This is a genomic window from Streptomyces sp. NPDC107581 (assembly GCF_055657175.1).
The window spans coordinates 134,292-151,597 of sequence record NZ_JBVKBH010000007.1; the positions used below are offsets into that span (position 1 = coordinate 134,292).

The window sequence follows — 17,306 nt, forward strand, 5'->3', positions numbered from 1 at the left end:
ACGGCTTCCCGGGGCGGTCCGGCTACAGCTTCTCGACCGGCGCGTACCGCAGCAGCAGCCGCTTCGACTTGCCGTCCCCGAAGTCGATCGTCGCCTGGGCCTTGTCGTCCGCGCCCGACACCGCGACGACCGTCCCGAGCCCGAACTGGTCGTGGGTGACCCGGTCGCCGACCGCCAGGGACACCACCGGCTTCTCGGAGGCCCGCCGGGTGGCGAAGCCCGACGCACCCGACGCCGACGAGCGCGAGCGGGACGAGGAGAGCGAGGACGCGATCCCGGACGCCGGTCCGGAGGAGACCGGTGCGGCCGCTCCCGTCCGCTTCCACTGCACATGGGCCGCCGGGATCTCCTCCAGGAAGCGGGAGGGCGGGTTGTACGACGGCTGGCCCCAGGCGCTGCGCATCGCCGACCGCGTGAGGTACAGCCGCTCCCGCGCGCGCGTGATGCCGACGTACGCCAGACGCCGTTCCTCCTCCAGCTCCTTGGTCTGGCCGAGGGCGCGCATGTGGGGGAAGACGCCGTCCTCCATGCCGGTCAGGAAGACGACCGGGAACTCCAGGCCCTTGGCGGTGTGCAGGGTCATCAGGGTGATGACGCCGGAGCCTTCGTCGTCCTCGTCGGGGATCTGGTCGGAGTCGGCGACCAGCGCCACCCGCTCCAGGAAGTCGGCCAGGGTGCCCTGCTCGCCCTCGCCGCGCTCCTGCTCGAACTCCAGTGCCACGGCCGCGAGTTCCTGGAGGTTCTCGATGCGGGTCTCGTCCTGCGGGTCGGTGGAGGCCTGCAACTCGGCCAGGTAGCCCGTGCGTTCGAGGATCGCTTCCAGGACGGTCGCCGGTCCGGCCCCGGACTCCACGATCGTGCGCAGGTCCTCCATCAGTACGTTGAACCGCTTGACCGCGTTGGTGGAGCGCGCGGCCATGCCGTAGGCCTCGTCCACGCGCCTGAGGGCCTGCGGGAAGCTGATCTTCTCCCGCTGGGACAGGGCGTCGATCATCGCTTCCGCGCGCTCGCCGATGCCCCGCTTGGGGACGTTGAGGATGCGGCGCAGCGGCACCGAGTCCTCGGGGTTGGCAAGGACGCGCAGGTAGGCCAGGACGTCCCGGACCTCCTTGCGCTCGTAGAAGCGCACGCCGCCGACGACCTTGTAGGGCAGGCCGACGCGGATGAAGACCTCTTCGAAGACACGGGACTGGGCGTTGGTGCGGTAGAAGACGGCGACGTCCCCGGCCTTCGCCTCGCCCGCGTCCGTGAGGCGGTCTATCTCGTCGGCGACGAACTGGGCCTCGTCGTGCTCGGTGTCGGCGACGTAGCCGGTGATCCCCGCACCCTGGCCGGCGTTGGTCCACAGGTTCTTCGGGCGGCGGGACTCGTTGCGCTCGATGACCGCGTTGGCGGCGGACAGGATGGTCTGCGTGGAGCGGTAGTTCTGCTCCAGCAGGATCGTCGTGGCGTTCGGGTAGTCCTCCTCGAACTGGAGGATGTTGCGGATGGTCGCACCCCGGAAGGCGTAGATCGACTGGTCCGCGTCACCCACGACGCACAGCTCGGCGGGCGGCAGGTCGCCTTCGCCGGGCGGTACGTCGATGTCCCCGGCGGCCCGCTCGCCGGTGCCGACCAGCTCGCGCACCAGGGCGTACTGGGCGTGGTTGGTGTCCTGGTACTCGTCGACCAGGACGTGCCGGAAGCGGCGGCGGTAGTGCTCGGCGACGTCCGGGAAGGCGCGCAGCAGATTGACCGTCGTCATGATCAGGTCGTCGAAGTCGAGCGCGTTGGCCTCGCGCAGCCGCGACTGGTAGAGCGCGTAGGCCTGGGCGAGGGTCTTCTCGAAGCCGTCGCCCGCGCGGGCGGCGAAGTCCTCCTCGTCGATCAGCTCGTTCTTGAGGTTGCTGATCTTGGCGCTGAAGGACTTGGGCGGGAAACGCTTGGGGTCGAGGTCCAGGTCGCGGCAGACCAGGGCCATCAGCCGCTTGCTGTCGGCGGCGTCGTAGATGGAGAAGCTCGACGTGAAGCCGAGCTTCTTCGACTCGCGCCGCAGGATCCGTACGCAGGCGCTGTGGAACGTCATGACCCACATCGCGTTCGCGCGCGGGCCGACGAGCTGCTCGACGCGCTCCTTCATCTCGCCCGCGGCCTTGTTGGTGAAGGTGATCGCGAGGATCTGGCCCGGGTGCACCTGGCGCTCGGCGAGCAGATGCGCGATGCGGTGGGTGAGCACGCGGGTCTTGCCGGAGCCGGCGCCGGCGACGATGAGCAGTGGGGAGCCGGCGTGCACGACCGCGGCGCGCTGGTTCTCGTTCAGCCCCTGCAGGAGCGCTGCCGCGTCGAGCGCCGGGCGCGGGGCGCCGTCGCGGTAGTGGGCGTCGCGCTCCGGCGGTGCGTCGAACTTCCCGCCGAACAGATCGTCCGGAAGCGGCTCCGGAGCGTGATCGTCCTCGGGCGGTGGCGGGGGCTCCTCCTCGCGCCCGCGAGGGGCCTGGAGGTCCGCCAGGAAGCTGTCGTCAAAGAGGCTGCTCATCGCTCTCCGAGTTTAGGGCGCCGCACCGACAACCGGTCGCCACCCCGGAAACTCGGCCCCCGCACAGTCCGCTATCGGACACGACTACGGAGAGTTGATCATCGCGCCGCTCCGTGCCGATCGGCCCTCACGCTGCGGAAGTGCCTTGTCACCCGGGTATGAAAACGGCCTCAGGTCACGGAAATGTATCGGACATATGGCACACCAACCTTCACAGGAGTCACACGAGTTGGCTAGGTTGCCGTCAGGCCGCACGACCCCCTTCCGGCGAACGTCGCCGAGCGCAGCGGCCTCCGCCGAGTTCGGTGCGCCCCGCGCGGCCACCGGAGCCGGGGACCCACCGATCCTGGGGTGAATCGGCTGACTCCCGCCCGGGACGACGCCGTAGGGCAACCCTTCCGAGCCATCCGCCCGAACCCGACAGCTAACCCGGTAGGCGGCACATTGGAAGGAGTCGCCTCTCTTGGCGTCGCACCGCAAGCCGCGCCCCGGCGGAACCCTCGGGCCGGGCGTCCGCACGCCCGCCCTCGCCACCGCCGCCTTCACCTCCGTGGCCGTCCTGTCCCAGACGGCCGAGGCCGCCCCCGCCCTCGACGGCCGGCCCAGCCCGGCGGAGATCGAGAGGAAGGTCGACGAGTTCTACCGCCGGGCCGACACGGCGGCGGCGGAGGAGCCGGCCGGCCGGCCGCAGAAGCGGGTGGACGTCCTCGGCGAGGAGAGTGCCCGGCGCCCCGGCCCGCTCGCCAAGGCCCGTGACGGGCTGGGGCCGTTCGCCGCCGAACCGGACACGGCCGCCCTCCTCGCGGAGTATCCGCAGGACCACTTCGCCCCGCACCGGGTGATGAACCGGCTGGCCTCGCGGGTGAAGGGCGCTGCCGAGCGGGGCAGGACCACCGCGGCCCCCGGGACGCCGGCCGCGTCGCCGTACGACGTGAAGACGGCCAAGGCCACCGTTCAGGCGAAGCTCGTCACCGCGCGCGAGCTGCTGTCACGGCTGACGGCCCAGGAGAACACCGGGCCGGCCGCGCCCGGGCAGCAGAACCGCACGGAGCCCGCGCGGCAGACGGCCGGGCCGGCGCCGCTGCAGGCACCGGCACGGCAGGAGACCGCCCCGTCGGCCGGCGGATCCGCCGGCTCGTACGCCACCCGGGCCGACACGGCGGTCGCCTTCGCCCGGGCCCAGGTCGGCAAGCCGTACGTGTCCGGTGCCAGCGGCCCCGGCTCCTACGACTGCTCCGGCCTCGTCCAGGCCGCCTGGAGGGCCGCCGGCGTCAGCCTCCCGCGCGTCGGCCACGCCCAGGCCCACGCGGGCACCCGCGTGCCCCTCGCCGAGGCTCTCCCCGGTGACCTGGTCTTCTTCCACGGGGACAGCAGCCACGTCGGTCTCTGCACCGGCGACGGCATGATGATCCACGCCCCGAAGCCGGGCGCGCACGTCTGCGAGGAGTCCGTCCACCACGGCGGCGAATCGATCATCCACTGCGTGGTGCGGCCCGCCTGACCCGTGCTCTTTTCGAGCCCCACGCGCGCGTGCCCCCACCGTGCGGGCCGCCCCGCTCCCTAGCATCGGGCGCATGTCCGGCATCTCGGCTCTGCGTGCGTGGTGGGCGGGGCGTCCGCCGGCGGCGGGGGCCGCCGTCATGGCGACCGGCATCGTGTCGGTGAGCCTGCACCTGACGGGTGCCGAGACGCTGTCCCGCGCCTTCCTGTGGCTGACCTGCGTCGCCTGGGTGGCGCTCGCCGCGAGCTTCGCCGTCCGGCTGGTCGGGCAGTGGGAGCTGTGGGTCGCCGGGGCCCGGAGCCCCGGCGCGCTCACCGCCGTCGCCGCCACGGCGGTGCTCGGCACCCGGATCTCGGAGCTCGGCCGGCAGCAGCTCGCACAGGCGCTGCTGGCCCTGGCGGCGCTGCTCTGGCCGGCGCTGCTGCTTCCCGTCGTACGGCACTGGCAGCCGCGCATGCCGGGTGCGGTGTTCCTGTGTTGCGTGTCCGCCCAGGGGCTCGCGGTGCTGGCGGCCACGCTGGCCGCGGCCACGACGACGGCATGGCTCGCACGCGCCGCGATGGTGCTGTTCTGGCTGGGCCTGGTGCTCTACGGGCTCGCCCTGACGCACTTCGACGCACGGCAGGTCCTCGAGGGGGCCGGGGACCAGTGGATCGCGGGCGGGGCGCTCGCCATCTCGGCGCTGGCCGGGGCGAAGCTGCTGGCCGCCGACAGCCCGCGTCTGTACCTGTGGAACGACGACGACCACGACGTGCTGCGTGAGGTGACGGTCGTGCTGCTCGCGCTGGGCCTGGCCTCGTACGTGGTGCTGCTGGCCGCCGAGGTGGCCCGGCCGCGGCCGGGCTACGACGTGCGGCGCTGGGCGACGGTGTTCCCGATGGGAATGACGGCGGCGGCCACGCTGTCTGTCGTGGCCGCCGTCGGGGGCGAATGGCTGAAGGGGCCGGGGCGGGTACTGGTGTGGATCGCGGTGGCGGCGTGGCTCGTGGTCGCGGCCGGTGCGGCGGTGACGGCCCGGGCCGGGATCAGCCGGGCACGCTGAACGTCACGTCCACAGCACGGCGATGAAGATGTTCGCCATGGTCAGCAGGCCGACCAGACCGAAGAGGCGCTTGTCGACCTTCTCCTCGTCGCGCTGCACGTAGACCAGCCCGAGGATCACGATCAGCAGAGCCAGCTTCACGCCGATCTTGACGGCGTTGACGTGGTGGTCGTCGGCCTGGTTGAGGCCGACCAGCGCCACACCGGTGACCAGCATGGTGAGCGCGCCGTGCAGCATCCCGGGGACGAAGCGGGCCGTGCCCTGGCCCATCGCCTTCATCTGGGTGAGGAAACCGCCGAGCAGCGCCGCGATACCGATGATGTGCAGGCCGACGAAGAGATGGATGAGTACGTCCATGAGCCCGGAGCCTAATCAGGGGCTCCGGAGGCTCCTGTCACCGGGCCCGCCCACAGCACTCGTCGATCATGCATATATGCGCCCCATAGCACTCCCCGGCTCCCGCGTGACCCGCATTCCGCACATCGGTCACCACGCTGCGTGAAGACGACGACTCCAGGCGGGCGATGCTGTCACATACCGTCACGACGCGATCCGTCGCAGCCAGTTCCGTACAGTGCGTCACCCACCCGTCACCGTCCGGTTTAGCGTCCTCCCCCAGGTGACCGGCTCCCCACCGCCGTCCGGGTCAGGGGCGGCACTCGGTCACCACCCCCGAGAAAGGTCCGGCGGCGGCCCGTTCCCCCTGTGCGGGCCGGCGCCGGACTTCTCCGACCGCTCGGTCGCAGAAGTCCTACGGAAGGACGTGACGGTCCAGGTGGCAGCGCACCGAAAGCCCCGACAGCGCTCGCTCGGCGGCAACACCGTCCGTGCGGCGGCCACCATCGCCCTGGCGGGCGCGGCCGGCGCGACGGCCTTCGACGGGACGGGACACGCCGATCCGGAGCTGACGCCGGCCCAGGTGAAGACCAAGGTGGACAAGCTGTACCAGGAGGCGGAGGCCGCCACCGAGAAGTACAACGGCGCAAAGGAGAAGGCGGACACGGCCCAGCGGCGGCTGAACTCGCTGCGGGACGAGACCGCCCGCAGGCAGGACAAGTTCAACGCGGCCCGGAACGCTCTGGGTTCGTTCGCCACGGCGCAGTACCGCCAGGGCGGGATCGACCCCGTCTGGCAGCTCGCACTCTCCAGCGACCCGGACCGCTACCTGGACGGGGCCGCGTTCGCGGAGCGGGCCGGTGAGCGGCAGGCCGGGGCGGTGGCGCGGGTACGCGAACAGCTGCGGGAGATCGAGCAGTTGCGCGGCGCCGCCCGCGTCGAGGTGGCGTCGCTGCGGTCGCGGCAGGCCGAGCTGAAGCGGCAGAAGCAGACCATCACCGGAAAGCTGACGGAAGCGCGCAGGCTGCTGGCACGGCTCACTCCCCCGGAGCGGGCGCAGGTCACCGGCGGCGGCCCGGCGGCGGGCCGTGCCTCGCGGTCGGCCCCGGACCCCCGGGCGGCCCTGGAACGGGCCGGGTCCGTCGCCGCCCCCAACGCCCGGGCGGCGGCCGCCGTCGCCTACGCGTACCAGAAGCTCGGCAGCCCCTACGTATGGGGCGCCACCGGCCCGAACGCCTTCGACTGCTCGGGCCTGGCACAGGCGGCCTACCACTCCGCCGGCATCTCCCTGCCGCGCACCACCTACGCCCAGATCAACGCGGGCCAACGCGTCTCCCGGTCGCAACTCCAACCCGGCGACCTGGTGTTCTTCTACTCCGGCATCAGCCACGTCGGCATCTATGTCGGCAACGGCCAGATGATCCACGCTCCGAACCCGTCCGCGCCGGTCCGGCTCGCCCCCGTCGACCTGATGCCGTTCGCCGGAGCCACCCGGGTGGCCTGAGAGCGGCCGCCGAAGACCGGTCAGACCAGGCGGCGGGCCGTCGCCCAGCGCGTCAGCTCATGGCGGTTGGAGAGCTGGAGCTTGCGCAGGACCGCCGAGACATGGGACTCGACCGTCTTCACCGAGATGAACAGCTGCTTGGCGATCTCCTTGTAGGCGTACCCGCGGGCGATCAGCCGCAGCACCTCGCGCTCCCGCTGGGTCAGACGGTCCAGGTCCTCGTCGACCGGCGGGGCGTCGGTGGACGCGAAGGCGTCCAGGACGAACCCGGCCAGGCGTGGGGAGAAGACGGCGTCGCCCTCCTGAACGCGGAAGATCGAGTCGACCAGGTCGGTGCCGGTGATGGTCTTGGTGACATAGCCGCGGGCGCCGCCGCGGATCACGCCGATCACGTCCTCCGCCGCGTCCGACACGGACAGCGCGAGAAAGCGGACCGGCCGCTCGGCATCCGCCATCAACGCCGCGCACCGGCGCAGCACTTCACCCCCTCCGCCGCCCGGCAGGTGCACGTCGAGGAGGACCACCTCCGGCCGGGTCGCGGTGATGACCGTGACCGCCTGGTCGACGTCCGCGGCCTCGCCGACCACCTCGACGCCGGTCTGGGCGGTCTGCCCGATCTCGGCCTGGACTCCGGTGCGGAACATCCGGTGGTCGTCGACGAGCACCACGCGCACATGGCGCCCGCCCGGGCCGCCGCCGGCCGCGGGTCCGGACCCGGCCGCCCCCGCCGCTCCCGCCGTACCGCTCGCCTCGGTCGCGTCGCTCATGACGTCTTCTCCACCCTCTCCATGTCCAACTCGACCTCCGTGCCGCCGCCCGGCACGGTCCGCAGCCGGGCCGTACCGCCGTTGCGCTCCATGCGGCCGATGATCGATTCTCTGACGCCCATGCGGTCGTCGGGTATCGAGTCGAGGTCGAAGCCCGGGCCGCGGTCACGGACGGACACGAAGACCGTCCTTCCCTCGACTTCGGCATAGACCTGTACGGCACCGCCGTCGCCACCGTACTTGGCGGCGTTCACCATCGCTTCGCGCGCGGCCTGCATCTGCGCTGCGGTCCGCTCGTCGAGCGGGCAGTCACCGACCACGACCACCTCGATCGGCACCCCGTGCTTGTCCTCGACCTCGGCCGCGTTGCGCCGTACCGCTTCGGCGACCGTGTCCGGCTCGTCGGCCTCTTCCTTGCCGGTGCCCTCGGGCTTGTACAGCCAGGTGCGCAGGTCGCGCTCCTGGGCCCGGGCCAGGCGGCGCACCTCGTTCGCCTGGTCGGCGTTGCGCTGGATCAGGGTGAGGGTGTGCAGCACGGAGTCGTGGACGTGGGCGGCGACCTCGGCACGCTCCTGGGCGCGGATGCGCATCAGGCGCTCCTCGGACAGGTCCTGGGTCATACGGACCAGGTAGGGGCCGGCGAGCAGCGTGATGCCGACGATGACCACGAGGGCGGCCTGGAGGACCGCGCCGAGGTGAGCGGCCGAGCCCTGCATGACGAAGACGGCCGACACACCGGCCGTGACCAGCAGGACGCCGACGGCCGCCCGCAGCAGGCTGAGCGTGCGTCTGCGGCTGCCGACCTCCACCCAGCGGGCCCGGCGGGCGTTGTCCGCCTGACGCCAGACGAGGGCGACACCGGCCGCGACCAGGACGACGGGCAGCAGATACGCCTTCGCCGCGCTGGTCAGGTTGACACTGCCCACGAAGACCATGGACACGATGACCATGAGGAGCAGGGCGACGATCTGGCCCTTGTCCGGCTTGCGGGTCACCAGTCTGCGCCGGCCGTCGGGCGAGGTCTCGGTACCGACCAGCGTCGGCGGCTTGGGGCCGCCCACGCCGCCGACGCCGAGCGGGACGAAGAACCAGAACGCGGCGTACAGCAACGCTCCGAGGCCGTTGGCCATGAACAGGCCGACGAAGGCGAGCCGCACCCAGATCACGGGCAGCCCGAGGTGCCCGGCGAGGCCCCGCGCCACTCCGCCGAGCCAGCGGCCGTCGCTGCTGCGGTAGAGCTTGCGCGGCGGCTGCGGGTCGTCGAGTGGCAGTGATGCGGCTTCCGGCATGTCATCGATGGTCACACGGCCGCGGGTGCGGGGCATCAGGGTCGGCCCCCTAGACTCCCCTGATCTTCCCTCAGCCGTCCCTCGCAACCCGCCGACCAGGCATCGAACGCCTCCCCTGCCCGCCTCGGGGAAGATCTCAGGGTTCGTCCAGGGTCATCCCGACTGCCGTCGCGGCGCCCGGGCCGTCACCATGGACACATGACGGATCACGAGCACGCCGCGACGGGTCCGGGACCCGGCTCCGGCCCGCGCCCGGCCCCGGGCACCGGACCGACGGATGCCGAACCCGCCGCGACGGGAAAGACGGAAGAGAGGGAGACGACGCAGGCCACGGGAACTGCGGGAGCCGCCGGCGCCGGCGCCCGTATCGGTGCCGGCGCGGCCGGTACTGCGAAGACAGAGAAGACAGCAAAAGCAGAGAAGCCAGGGAAAGGGGACGCCGCCGAGGCCCCCCTCCGCTTCCGGCGCGACCGACGGCACAAGATGATCGCCGGTGTGTGTGCCGGGCTCGGGCGGCAGACCGACATGGACCCGGTGATCTTCCGGATCACCCTCGCCGTGCTGGCCGCGACCGGCGGCATGGGCCTCCTCTTCTACGGGTTCGCCTGGCTACTCGTGCCGTACGAGGACGAGGAGGAGAACGAGGTCCGCAAGCTGCTGACGGGAAGAGTGGACGGCCAGGCCCTGGCGGCCGTGCTGTTCGCCCTGGTCGGCTGCGGGATCTTCCTGACCATGCTGAGGAACGGCGGAGTGCTGGCCTTCGCCGTGGTGCTCTCCCTGCTGCTGGCCGGCGCCGGGTACTGGTCACGGCGTCGTGGCGCCTCCGACCCCGACCCGCTCGCCGCGCAGGCCGCCGCCGACGCCCCGCCGGAGGCCAAGGCGCCGCCGGTCGCCACCTACTACCCCTCGTGGTGGCGGGACCCGATCGTCAAGGACGGCACCCATGTCGGGGGCACCGGCTATCTGTGGGGCCCCGGTGACGCCCGCAACCGGGACCTCGTCTCGGCCGTCGACGTCGGTGTCGCCAACCCCTGGACGCACCGCGGCACGCAGCTCCCCGAGCGCACCGAGCCCCCCATACCGCGCGGCCCGCGCAGGATCGGTGGCTGGATCTTCCTGCTCGCCCTGGTGGCCGGCGGGCTGGGCACCGGGCTCACCTGGGACACCCACCCGCTGGGCATCAGCCTGCAGACAGGTCTGGCCTGCGCGCTCGCGGTCTTCGGCCTGGGCATCGCGCTCAGCGCGTTCCTGGGGCGGACGGGCGCCGGGATGGTGTTCCTGGCGATCATCACGGCGGCACTGCTCGCGGGGGCGACGGCCCTGCCCAAGGACATCACGACCCACTGGAAGCGGACGTCCTGGACGCCGGCCGCGACGGCGGACCTGCGGTCCTCCTACGACCTCGGTACCGGCGTCGGCACTCTGGACCTGACCCGTGTGCACCCCGCCCGTGGGCAGACGGTGGCCACGGACGCCGAGGTGGGTGCGGGACAGCTGAAAGTGATCGTGCCGGCCGACACGACGGTCCGGATGAACATCGACGTGGGGGTGGGCGACATCCAGTTGCCCGGCGAGAACAGGGAGGACGTGGACGTGAAACCGGGCAGGCACAAGAGCGTGACGCTGTCGCCGGTCAAGGGCGGCAAGAACCCGGGCACGCTGGAGATCGGTCTCCGGGTGGGCGTCGGACAGGTGGAGGTCAGCCGTGCTGCGTCATGAGTTCCAGCCCGGGAAGCTGATCGCCGGTCTCGTCTTCACCGCAGCCGGTGCCGTCTACGCCGGAGACGCGGCCGGACGGTGGGACACCCCGTGGTTCGTGATCGTCCCGCTGGTGGTGGGCGGGCTCTGCCTGGCCGGTGCCGCCGCGGTCGTGACCCGGGGCATCCGCAGACGTGGCGGCGCCGGAAGCGGCTGAGGCGCGGCGCCCCGGTCCGCTACCGGTAGCCGCCGCTGCGCTGTCGCCGTCGCTCGCGCAGGACGGCGTCCAGGGAGAGGTACGGGGTTCCGGCGAGGACGAGGGGCAGCCAGGCCATCAGGTAGGCGAGATCGTTGCCGTAGTAGTAGGGCGTGGAGGCCCAGCTGACGGTCAGCCACAGGCTGAGCGAGATCAGTGCGCCGCCGAGGGCGGCCAGGCGGCCCAGCAGACCGATCAGGATGCCGATGCCGACGGCCAGTTCGCCGAGGGCGATGGCGTAGCCGAAGCCGACCGGACTCTTCAGGGCCAGGTCGACCAGGGCCGGGATGGCGGCGGAGTCACGGGTCGCGCGCATCGTGTCGCCGATCGAACCGGCGCCGCCGGACTTCATGAAGGCACTGTCGGTGAGCTTGTCCAGGCCGGCGTAGATGAAGGTGACGCCGAGGAAGATGCGGAGCGGAAGGAGAGCGAAGCGGGTTGCGTTGTCCCGCCAGTCGTTGCCGCTGTTCAGATAGGAGGTGTGCGGGTCCGTCCGCATGCCGTGAGTCATCGCTCAAGCCCGCCTCTCGCCCGCCGTGCCAGACCTCTCACTCGACGATACGTACGGCGGACACAGCCCGTTCAATCCCTTCCGGAAGTTTTTCCGGATCTCCGGTCTCTGTACGAGCGAGGGGGCGGACGGGGCACGCGGATCTACCGGACGGGCCCCGAGCACCCGACCACCCCGACCACCCCGACCGCTCGAGCACTCCGACCACTTCGAGCACCCGAGCACTCCGGCCAGCCCGAGCACTACGACCACTTCGAGCACCCGAGCACTCCGGCCGCTTCGAGTGCTCCGGTCACTCCGTCACCGCGACGATGCAGCGGTTGGTCGCCACCCCGGCCGCGGTGACCACCTGTACCTCCACCGCACCGGGCTCCACCTCGACCGGTACCGGAACGGTCAGGACGGTGTTCGTCGGGTTGCGGAAGCCGCCGGTGACGGGAACCAGCGGGACCTGGACGTCGACCGCGCCGATGCGGACGACCAGGCGGGCGAGGCGGTCGGCGCTCTGGGCCCCGGGCGGCACGAAGCCGGTGCCGCGGATCTCGATGTCGTCGCCGGTGCGGATCGGGCCGTCCAGGTCGCCGGGTTCCCGGGCGCGGACCACGGAGAGGATCACCGGACGTCCGCCGTCGGCATACTTGCCGGCCAGGTACGTGGCGGCCGAGATGAGCACCACGACCGCGAGCCCCCAGGGCAGGTCGGGCAGCTGGTCGGGACGGCGGGCCAGCCGTACGACGACGAACAGCAGGGCGACGGCGCTGATGACGGCGTACTGGATGTCGGCGAAGGCGCCCCGGCCGGCGTCGTCGGTCAGCAGGTCGGCGGCGCGTGGACGGTGGGCGGGCACCTTCTGCAGCCGCTGGGCCAGGATGCGCAGGCCGACCACCCTGCGGACCAGCACGGCGATACCGCACACCACGGCCAGCACGGTCACCACACCCGCCCCGCGCGCGAGGTCGAGTCCGGAGATCAGCGCGTCGCGTTCGGCGTGCTCGGAGGCGGCGGCCAGACGGCCCGCCAGCAGCAGGACCGCGTAGGCGACGACCAGCACCCAGCCGGCCGCCACCGTCCGGGAGGTGGACATCCGGTTGTCCTCACCGATCACCGGCGCCAGCACCCCGCCGCGCGCCCGGTGGAACCAGGAAGCGGCGCTCAGCGCGCCCGCGACGACGAGCGCGGCGAGCAGTGCGGCGGTGCGTGCGCTGGTCCAGCCCGGGCCGATCGCGGTGAGCGACTCGGCGAGCAGCAGGGCGACGACCGCGCCCCACACCGCGCACACGGTGCGCCGCCACAGACGGGCGAGCCACGCCTCGCCCTCGGCGCGACCGCGTTCGGCGACCTCCTCCGCCTGTTGGGTCAGCTCCTCGGAGACCCACTGGCGGGAGGCGGAGGCGGAGTGCGCCACGGCCGCCGGCAGCCCCTGCCCGGCCGCGAACTCGTCGCGTGCGCGCAGGAACGCCGCAACGGCCCGCCGGTGCCCCTCGCGGGCCCCGTGCGGACAGTCCCCGCAGGTGCAGCCGCCTCCGTGTGCCCCGGTGGCACCCGTTGCCGTGCCCTGCCTCGCCTCCTGCACCGCCACGCCCGACGCCCGCCTTCCCCACGACCCGAGACACGGCCGGCGGCTCGCTCGTCGAGCCGTCCCGCTGCCGTGCAACTCCCCTGCGACGACAGCGAATTGTGCCCTACGGAGAGCCGTCCGGGTCCGCCGGACCGGGTCACGGCGGGTGAAGTTCGGGCCTGCGTGTTGACCTGGCTGCGAGAATCTCCCCATGGCCGAGATCATCCAGCGGGACGGCACCTGGGCGTTCGACGGCAGCACGATCCGGATCAGCCCCGGACTCCACCGCTCGGTACCGCTGTTCCGGCAGACGTACGGGGAGATCGCGGTTCCCCTCGAAGCGGTCTCGGGTGTCGTCCACGAGCCCGACCGCAGGCGCGGCCGGCTGCGCCTGCGGCTGCGCGAGGGCGCGGACCCGTTGCTGCAGGCCACCGGCGGGCGGCTGCCGGATGCGGCCGATCCCTACCGGCTGACCGTGGACGCTGACCGCTCCGGGGTCGCCGCATACGTCGCCGAGGAGATCCGCCGCGCGCTGCTGCTCGACGAGGTTCCCAAGGAGCCCACGACGGCCTATCTGCTGCCGGGGCCGCCGGTGCCGGTCTCGGTACGGTCCTCCGACGGCACGGTCTCCTTCGACGGCACCCAGGTGCGCATCGACTGGGCGGACACCTCCGACCGGGTCAAGCGCGCCACCGGCCCGCGGATCATCGGCCTCGCCGATCTGGTCCAGGTCGAGTGGCTGCCCAACTCCGGCCACGAGGACGGCTTCCTGCGGTTCGTGACCGGGGGGACCGTGTTCTCCAAGCTGCCGCCGGAGCGGGATCCCTACACCCTCGACCTGTGGGGCAGTGTGCGGCGCGATCTGCTGACCGCGCTGGTCGCGACGGCCGTCACCGCCCGGCTTCCGCATCCCTCCACCCGCACCGGCGTCGCACCCGCGCTCCGGGACGGGCTGCCGGCCGCCGTACCGGCACAGGCGGACCACTACGCGCCGGCCCTCCGTTCGCCGGCCGACCATGCACCAGCCGACCGTTCGCCGGCCCACCATGCACCAGCCGACCGTTCACCGGCCGACCGTTCGCCGGACCCCCGCTCACCGGTCCCCCGTCCACCGGCCCCCCGCTCGGTGGACGGTCACTCGGCGGGCCGTCAGCCGGCGGGCCACTGCCGGGCGGACCACCACGACGCTCTGCTGCGCCGGCTGCGGGAGTTGGGCGAGTTGCACCGGGACGGGGTGCTCACGGACGAGGAGTTCGCGCTGACCAAGGCGGCGGTGCTCAGGGGGTTCAGCTGAGCAGGTCCGGTTCGCTGCGGCTGATGTCCTGCCACAGCGGCTGGTAGTTGATCCAGGCGACCAGGTCGCCGCCGAGCTGTTCGCGGGTGGCCACGGCCAGTCTGTGGTCGATGAGGACCGGCCGGCCGGCCGCCTTGGCCATCAGCTGCACCTGACAGGACCGTTCCAGGGAGAGGAACCACCAGGCCGCCGCGTCCACCGAGTCCCCGACGGTCAGCGGCCCGTGGTTGCGCAGCACGAGCGCCTTGCGGGAGCCGAGGGCGGCGGCGATACGGCGGCCTTCCTCGGCGTCGACGGTGACGCCGGTGTAGGAGTCGTAGAGCGCCACGTCCTCGTAGAAGGCGCAGCTCTCCTGGGTGATGGGGTCGATGAGGTCGCCGAGTGCGGCGACGGCCCTGCCGTGCACGGAGTGGCAGTGGGCGACCGCGACGACGTCGGGGCGGGCGGCATGGACCTGGACGTGGACGGTGAAGGCGGCCTGGTTGACGTGGTAGCGGCCCTCGATCACCTGTCCGTCCTGGTTGGCGAGGACGAGGTCGCTCACGGTGACGTGCTTGAAGGGCATCCCGAACGGGTTGACCCAGAAGCAGTCGGTGAACTCGGGGTCGCGCGCGGTGATGTGCCCCGACACCCCGTCCTCGAACCCGGCGCGCCCGAAGATCCGCAGGGCGCCCGCGAGCCGTTCCTTGCGGTGCCGGCGTTCGTCCTCGACCGAGTCGTGCATCGGCGGCATGGCGAACTGCAGTTGGTCGGTGGGCAGCGGCAGCGGCGGGACGGGCCCGGGCATAGGTCCTCCAGCGGGGGGATTGCTGTACGGGCCGGAAGTTACCGCCGGTCAGCGCAAAAGGGCAGAGCTGTTTTGTAAAGATGACGTACGCAGCGAATACACGACAGGGGTTGTCCGGTTTGCCGGTGAGACTGACGCGTATGAACTGGGCAGCCTTCACCACCGCCGCACCTGGACTGGCGAAGATCGCCGAGGAGCGCTTCGGCGCCCACCGGCATCACGTCCTCGCGACCCTGCGCAGGGACGGCTCCCCGCGCACCACCGGCCTGGAGGTCCGCTTCCTGGGCGGAGAACTGTGGCTCGGCATGATGCCGGACTCCCTCAAGGCCCTCGACCTGCTCCGCGACCCGCGCTTCGCGCTCCAGGCGAATCCGGGCGCCGGCCTGGGCAGCGGGGACGTCCGGGTCGCGGGACGGGCCCTGGAGGTCGTCGATACGGCGGTGAAGGGGGCGTACGTGAAAGAGGTGGAACCGCCGCAGCCGTTCCACCTCTTCCGCACCGAGCTGACGGAGGTCGTACGGACCTGCGTCGAGGACGACAGGTACCTCGTCGTCCAGGTCTGGAAGCCCGGAGAGCCGGTGCGCACTCTCAAGCGGACGTGACCGTCACAAGCGGGGGGACTACTCCCACTCGATGGTGCCCGGCGGCTTCGAGGTCACGTCGAGGACGACGCGGTTGACGTCCCGGACCTCGTTGGTGATGCGGGTGGAGATCTTCGCGAGGACCTCGTACGGCAGCCGCGACCAGTCGGCGGTCATGGCGTCCTCGGAGGAGACCGGGCGCAGGACGATCGGGTGGCCGTAGGTGCGGCCGTCGCCCTGGACGCCGACCGAGCGGACGTCCGCGAGCAGGACCACCGGGCACTGCCAGATGTCCCGGTCGAGGCCGGCCGCGGTCAGCTCCTCGCGGGCGATGGCGTCGGCGTCCCGGAGCAGGTCCAGGCGCTCCTTGGTGACCTCGCCGACGATGCGGATGCCGAGGCCGGGGCCCGGGAAGGGCTGGCGCTGGACGATCTCCTCCGGCAGGCCCAGCTCCTGGCCGACCATGCGGACCTCGTCCTTGAAGAGCTTGCGGAGCGGCTCGATGAGCTGGAACTCCAGGTCCTCGGGGAGGCCGCCGACGTTGTGGTGCGACTTGATGTTGGCGGTGCCGGTGCCGCCGCCGGACTCGACCACGTCCGGGTACAGCGTGCCCTGGACGAGGAATTCCACGGCGGGACCCTCGTCGGCGATGATCTCGGCCTGCGCCTGCTCGAAGACGCGGATGAACTCACGGCCGATGATCTTGCGCTTCTCCTCGGGGTCGGAGACGCCCTTGAGCGCGGTCAGGAAGCGCTCCTCGGCGTCCACGACGACCAGCTTGACGCCGGTCGCGGCCACGAAGTCCTTCTCGACCTGCTCGGTCTCGCCCTTGCGCATCAGACCGTGGTCGACGTACACGCAGGTCAGCTGGTCGCCGATGGCGCGGGCGACGAGGGCGGCGGCGACGGCGGAGTCCACGCCGCCGGACAGGCCGCAGATCGCGCGCTTGTCGCCGACCTGCTCGCGGATCGCGGCGACCTGCTCCTCGATCACGTTGCCCGTGGTCCAGGACGGGGTCAGGCCGGCACCGCGGTACAGGAAGTGCTCCAGCACCTGCTGGCCGTGCGTGGAGTGCATGACCTCGGGGTGGTACTGGACGCCGTAGAGCTTCGTCTCGTCGTTCTCGAAGGCGGCGACCGGTACGACGTCCGTGGACGCGGTGACCGTGAAGCCCTCGGGGGCGGCGGAGCAGGCGTCGCCGTGCGACATCCACACGTGCTGCTCGGCCGGGGTGCCCTCGAAGAGGGTGGAGGACGTGCGGGAGACGTGCAGGTCGGTACGGCCGTACTCGCGGGCGCCGGTGTTGTCGACGGTTCCGCCGAGGGCCGTGGCCATCAGCTGGAAGCCGTAGCACATGCCGAAGACGGGGACGCCGGCCTCGAAGATCGCGCGGTCGAGGCGGGGGGCGCCCGCCTCGTACACGGACGAGGGGCCGCCGGAGAGGATGATCGCCGCGGGGTTCTTGGCGAGCATCTCGGCCACCGGCATGGTGCTGGGCACGATCTCGCTGTAGACCCGCGCCTCGCGGACGCGACGGGCGATGAGCTGGGCGTACTGCGCGCCGAAGTCGACGACCAGGACGGTGTCGGGGGTGGCGGCAGACTGAGTCGCTGATGACACGGGGTGCCTTCTGGTGGTCGGGCGGGGGTCTGTGCTTCCGATTCTAA

The 17,306-nt window shown here is 71.9% G+C and carries 15 protein-coding genes and 1 riboswitch; of the genes, 7 read left to right on the forward strand and 8 right to left on the reverse strand.

The features are described from left to right. Positions 1-22 precede the first annotated feature (22 nt). Positions 23-2,515 carry a DNA helicase PcrA gene (pcrA, locus tag ACZ7P3_RS19460; RefSeq protein WP_472083231.1) on the reverse strand — a complete coding sequence of 831 codons (2,493 nt, stop codon included), beginning with the start codon at positions 2,513-2,515 and terminating at the stop codon, positions 23-25. Positions 2,516-2,813: 298 nt separating this feature from the next. Further along, positions 2,814-2,970: riboswitch (cyclic di-AMP (ydaO/yuaA leader) on the forward strand. Positions 2,971-2,978: 8 nt separating this feature from the next. Here pcrA and ACZ7P3_RS19465 point away from each other — a divergent pair. Together ACZ7P3_RS19465 and ACZ7P3_RS19470 are read left to right on the forward strand one after the other, a co-directional pair. After that, positions 2,979-4,016, forward strand: a complete 1,038-nt coding sequence (locus tag ACZ7P3_RS19465) for a C40 family peptidase (protein ID WP_472083233.1) — start codon at positions 2,979-2,981, stop codon at positions 4,014-4,016. A 73-nt stretch (positions 4,017-4,089) separates the two neighbouring features. Continuing rightward, positions 4,090-5,058, forward strand: coding sequence for an SLAC1 family transporter (locus ACZ7P3_RS19470; protein WP_472083235.1), 969 nt, complete (start codon positions 4,090-4,092; stop codon positions 5,056-5,058). A 3-nt stretch (positions 5,059-5,061) separates the two neighbouring features. On the opposite strand, the gene ACZ7P3_RS19475 is transcribed toward ACZ7P3_RS19470, so the two are convergent. Beyond that, a complete protein-coding gene (locus ACZ7P3_RS19475; RefSeq protein ID WP_472083237.1) occupies positions 5,062-5,415 on the reverse strand; it encodes a hypothetical protein in 354 nt (117 codons plus the stop codon). 418 nt (positions 5,416-5,833) lie between these two features. Between ACZ7P3_RS19475 and ACZ7P3_RS19480 the strand changes: the two genes are divergently transcribed. Continuing rightward, positions 5,834-6,898, forward strand: coding sequence for a C40 family peptidase (locus ACZ7P3_RS19480; protein WP_472083239.1), 1,065 nt, complete (start codon positions 5,834-5,836; stop codon positions 6,896-6,898). Between the two features lie 20 nt (positions 6,899-6,918). Here the strand turns inward: ACZ7P3_RS19480 and ACZ7P3_RS19485 are convergent, their stop codons facing one another. Together ACZ7P3_RS19485 and ACZ7P3_RS19490 are read right to left on the reverse strand one after the other, a co-directional pair. Further along, the gene (locus ACZ7P3_RS19485) at positions 6,919-7,665 is read right to left on the reverse strand and encodes a LuxR C-terminal-related transcriptional regulator (RefSeq protein ID WP_472083241.1); all 747 of its coding nucleotides are present in this window, start codon (positions 7,663-7,665) and stop codon (positions 6,919-6,921) included. After that, complete coding sequence (locus ACZ7P3_RS19490; RefSeq protein ID WP_472083243.1) at positions 7,662-8,954, reverse strand: ATP-binding protein; 1,293 nt, start codon at positions 8,952-8,954, stop codon at positions 7,662-7,664. The genes ACZ7P3_RS19485 and ACZ7P3_RS19490 overlap by 4 nt, the downstream gene beginning before the upstream one ends. A gap of 198 nt (positions 8,955-9,152) precedes the next feature. On the opposite strand from ACZ7P3_RS19490, the gene ACZ7P3_RS19495 reads away from it, so the two are divergent. Both ACZ7P3_RS19495 and ACZ7P3_RS19500 read left to right on the forward strand, forming a co-directional pair. Further along, positions 9,153-10,673, forward strand: coding sequence for a PspC domain-containing protein (locus ACZ7P3_RS19495; protein WP_472083245.1), 1,521 nt, complete (start codon positions 9,153-9,155; stop codon positions 10,671-10,673). Beyond that, positions 10,660-10,869 (forward strand): hypothetical protein, encoded by a 210-nt coding sequence (locus ACZ7P3_RS19500; protein WP_472083247.1) that lies wholly within the window; start codon positions 10,660-10,662, stop codon positions 10,867-10,869. Before ACZ7P3_RS19495 ends, ACZ7P3_RS19500 begins: the two co-directional genes overlap by 14 nt. Positions 10,870-10,888: 19 nt before the next feature. Here the strand turns inward: ACZ7P3_RS19500 and ACZ7P3_RS19505 are convergent, their stop codons facing one another. Both ACZ7P3_RS19505 and ACZ7P3_RS19510 read right to left on the reverse strand, forming a co-directional pair. Further along, positions 10,889-11,419 (reverse strand): DoxX family protein, encoded by a 531-nt coding sequence (locus tag ACZ7P3_RS19505; RefSeq protein ID WP_472083249.1) that lies wholly within the window; start codon positions 11,417-11,419, stop codon positions 10,889-10,891. Positions 11,420-11,711: 292 nt separating this feature from the next. After that, complete coding sequence (locus ACZ7P3_RS19510; RefSeq protein ID WP_472083251.1) at positions 11,712-12,998, reverse strand: hypothetical protein; 1,287 nt, start codon at positions 12,996-12,998, stop codon at positions 11,712-11,714. Between the two features lie 190 nt (positions 12,999-13,188). Here ACZ7P3_RS19510 and ACZ7P3_RS19515 point away from each other — a divergent pair, with 190 nt between their 5' ends. Then, on the forward strand, positions 13,189-14,271 hold the full coding sequence (locus tag ACZ7P3_RS19515; protein ID WP_472083253.1) for a DUF4429 domain-containing protein: 1,083 nt from the start codon (positions 13,189-13,191) through the stop codon (positions 14,269-14,271). Here the strand turns inward: ACZ7P3_RS19515 and ACZ7P3_RS19520 are convergent. Continuing rightward, entirely contained in the window at positions 14,264-15,058 is a 795-nt protein-coding gene (locus ACZ7P3_RS19520; RefSeq protein ID WP_472083254.1) for a class II aldolase/adducin family protein, read from the reverse strand. The genes ACZ7P3_RS19515 and ACZ7P3_RS19520 overlap by 8 nt on opposite strands. A gap of 140 nt (positions 15,059-15,198) precedes the next feature. Here ACZ7P3_RS19520 and ACZ7P3_RS19525 point away from each other — a divergent pair, with 140 nt between their 5' ends. Further along, positions 15,199-15,660, forward strand: coding sequence for a pyridoxamine 5'-phosphate oxidase family protein (locus tag ACZ7P3_RS19525; protein WP_472083256.1), 462 nt, complete (start codon positions 15,199-15,201; stop codon positions 15,658-15,660). Between the two features lie 18 nt (positions 15,661-15,678). Here the strand turns inward: ACZ7P3_RS19525 and guaA are convergent, their stop codons facing one another. Then, positions 15,679-17,259: a glutamine-hydrolyzing GMP synthase gene (gene guaA, locus ACZ7P3_RS19530; protein ID WP_472083258.1), complete on the reverse strand. Its 1,581-nt coding sequence runs from the start codon at positions 17,257-17,259 to the stop codon at positions 15,679-15,681. Positions 17,260-17,306: the final 47 nt, after the last annotated feature.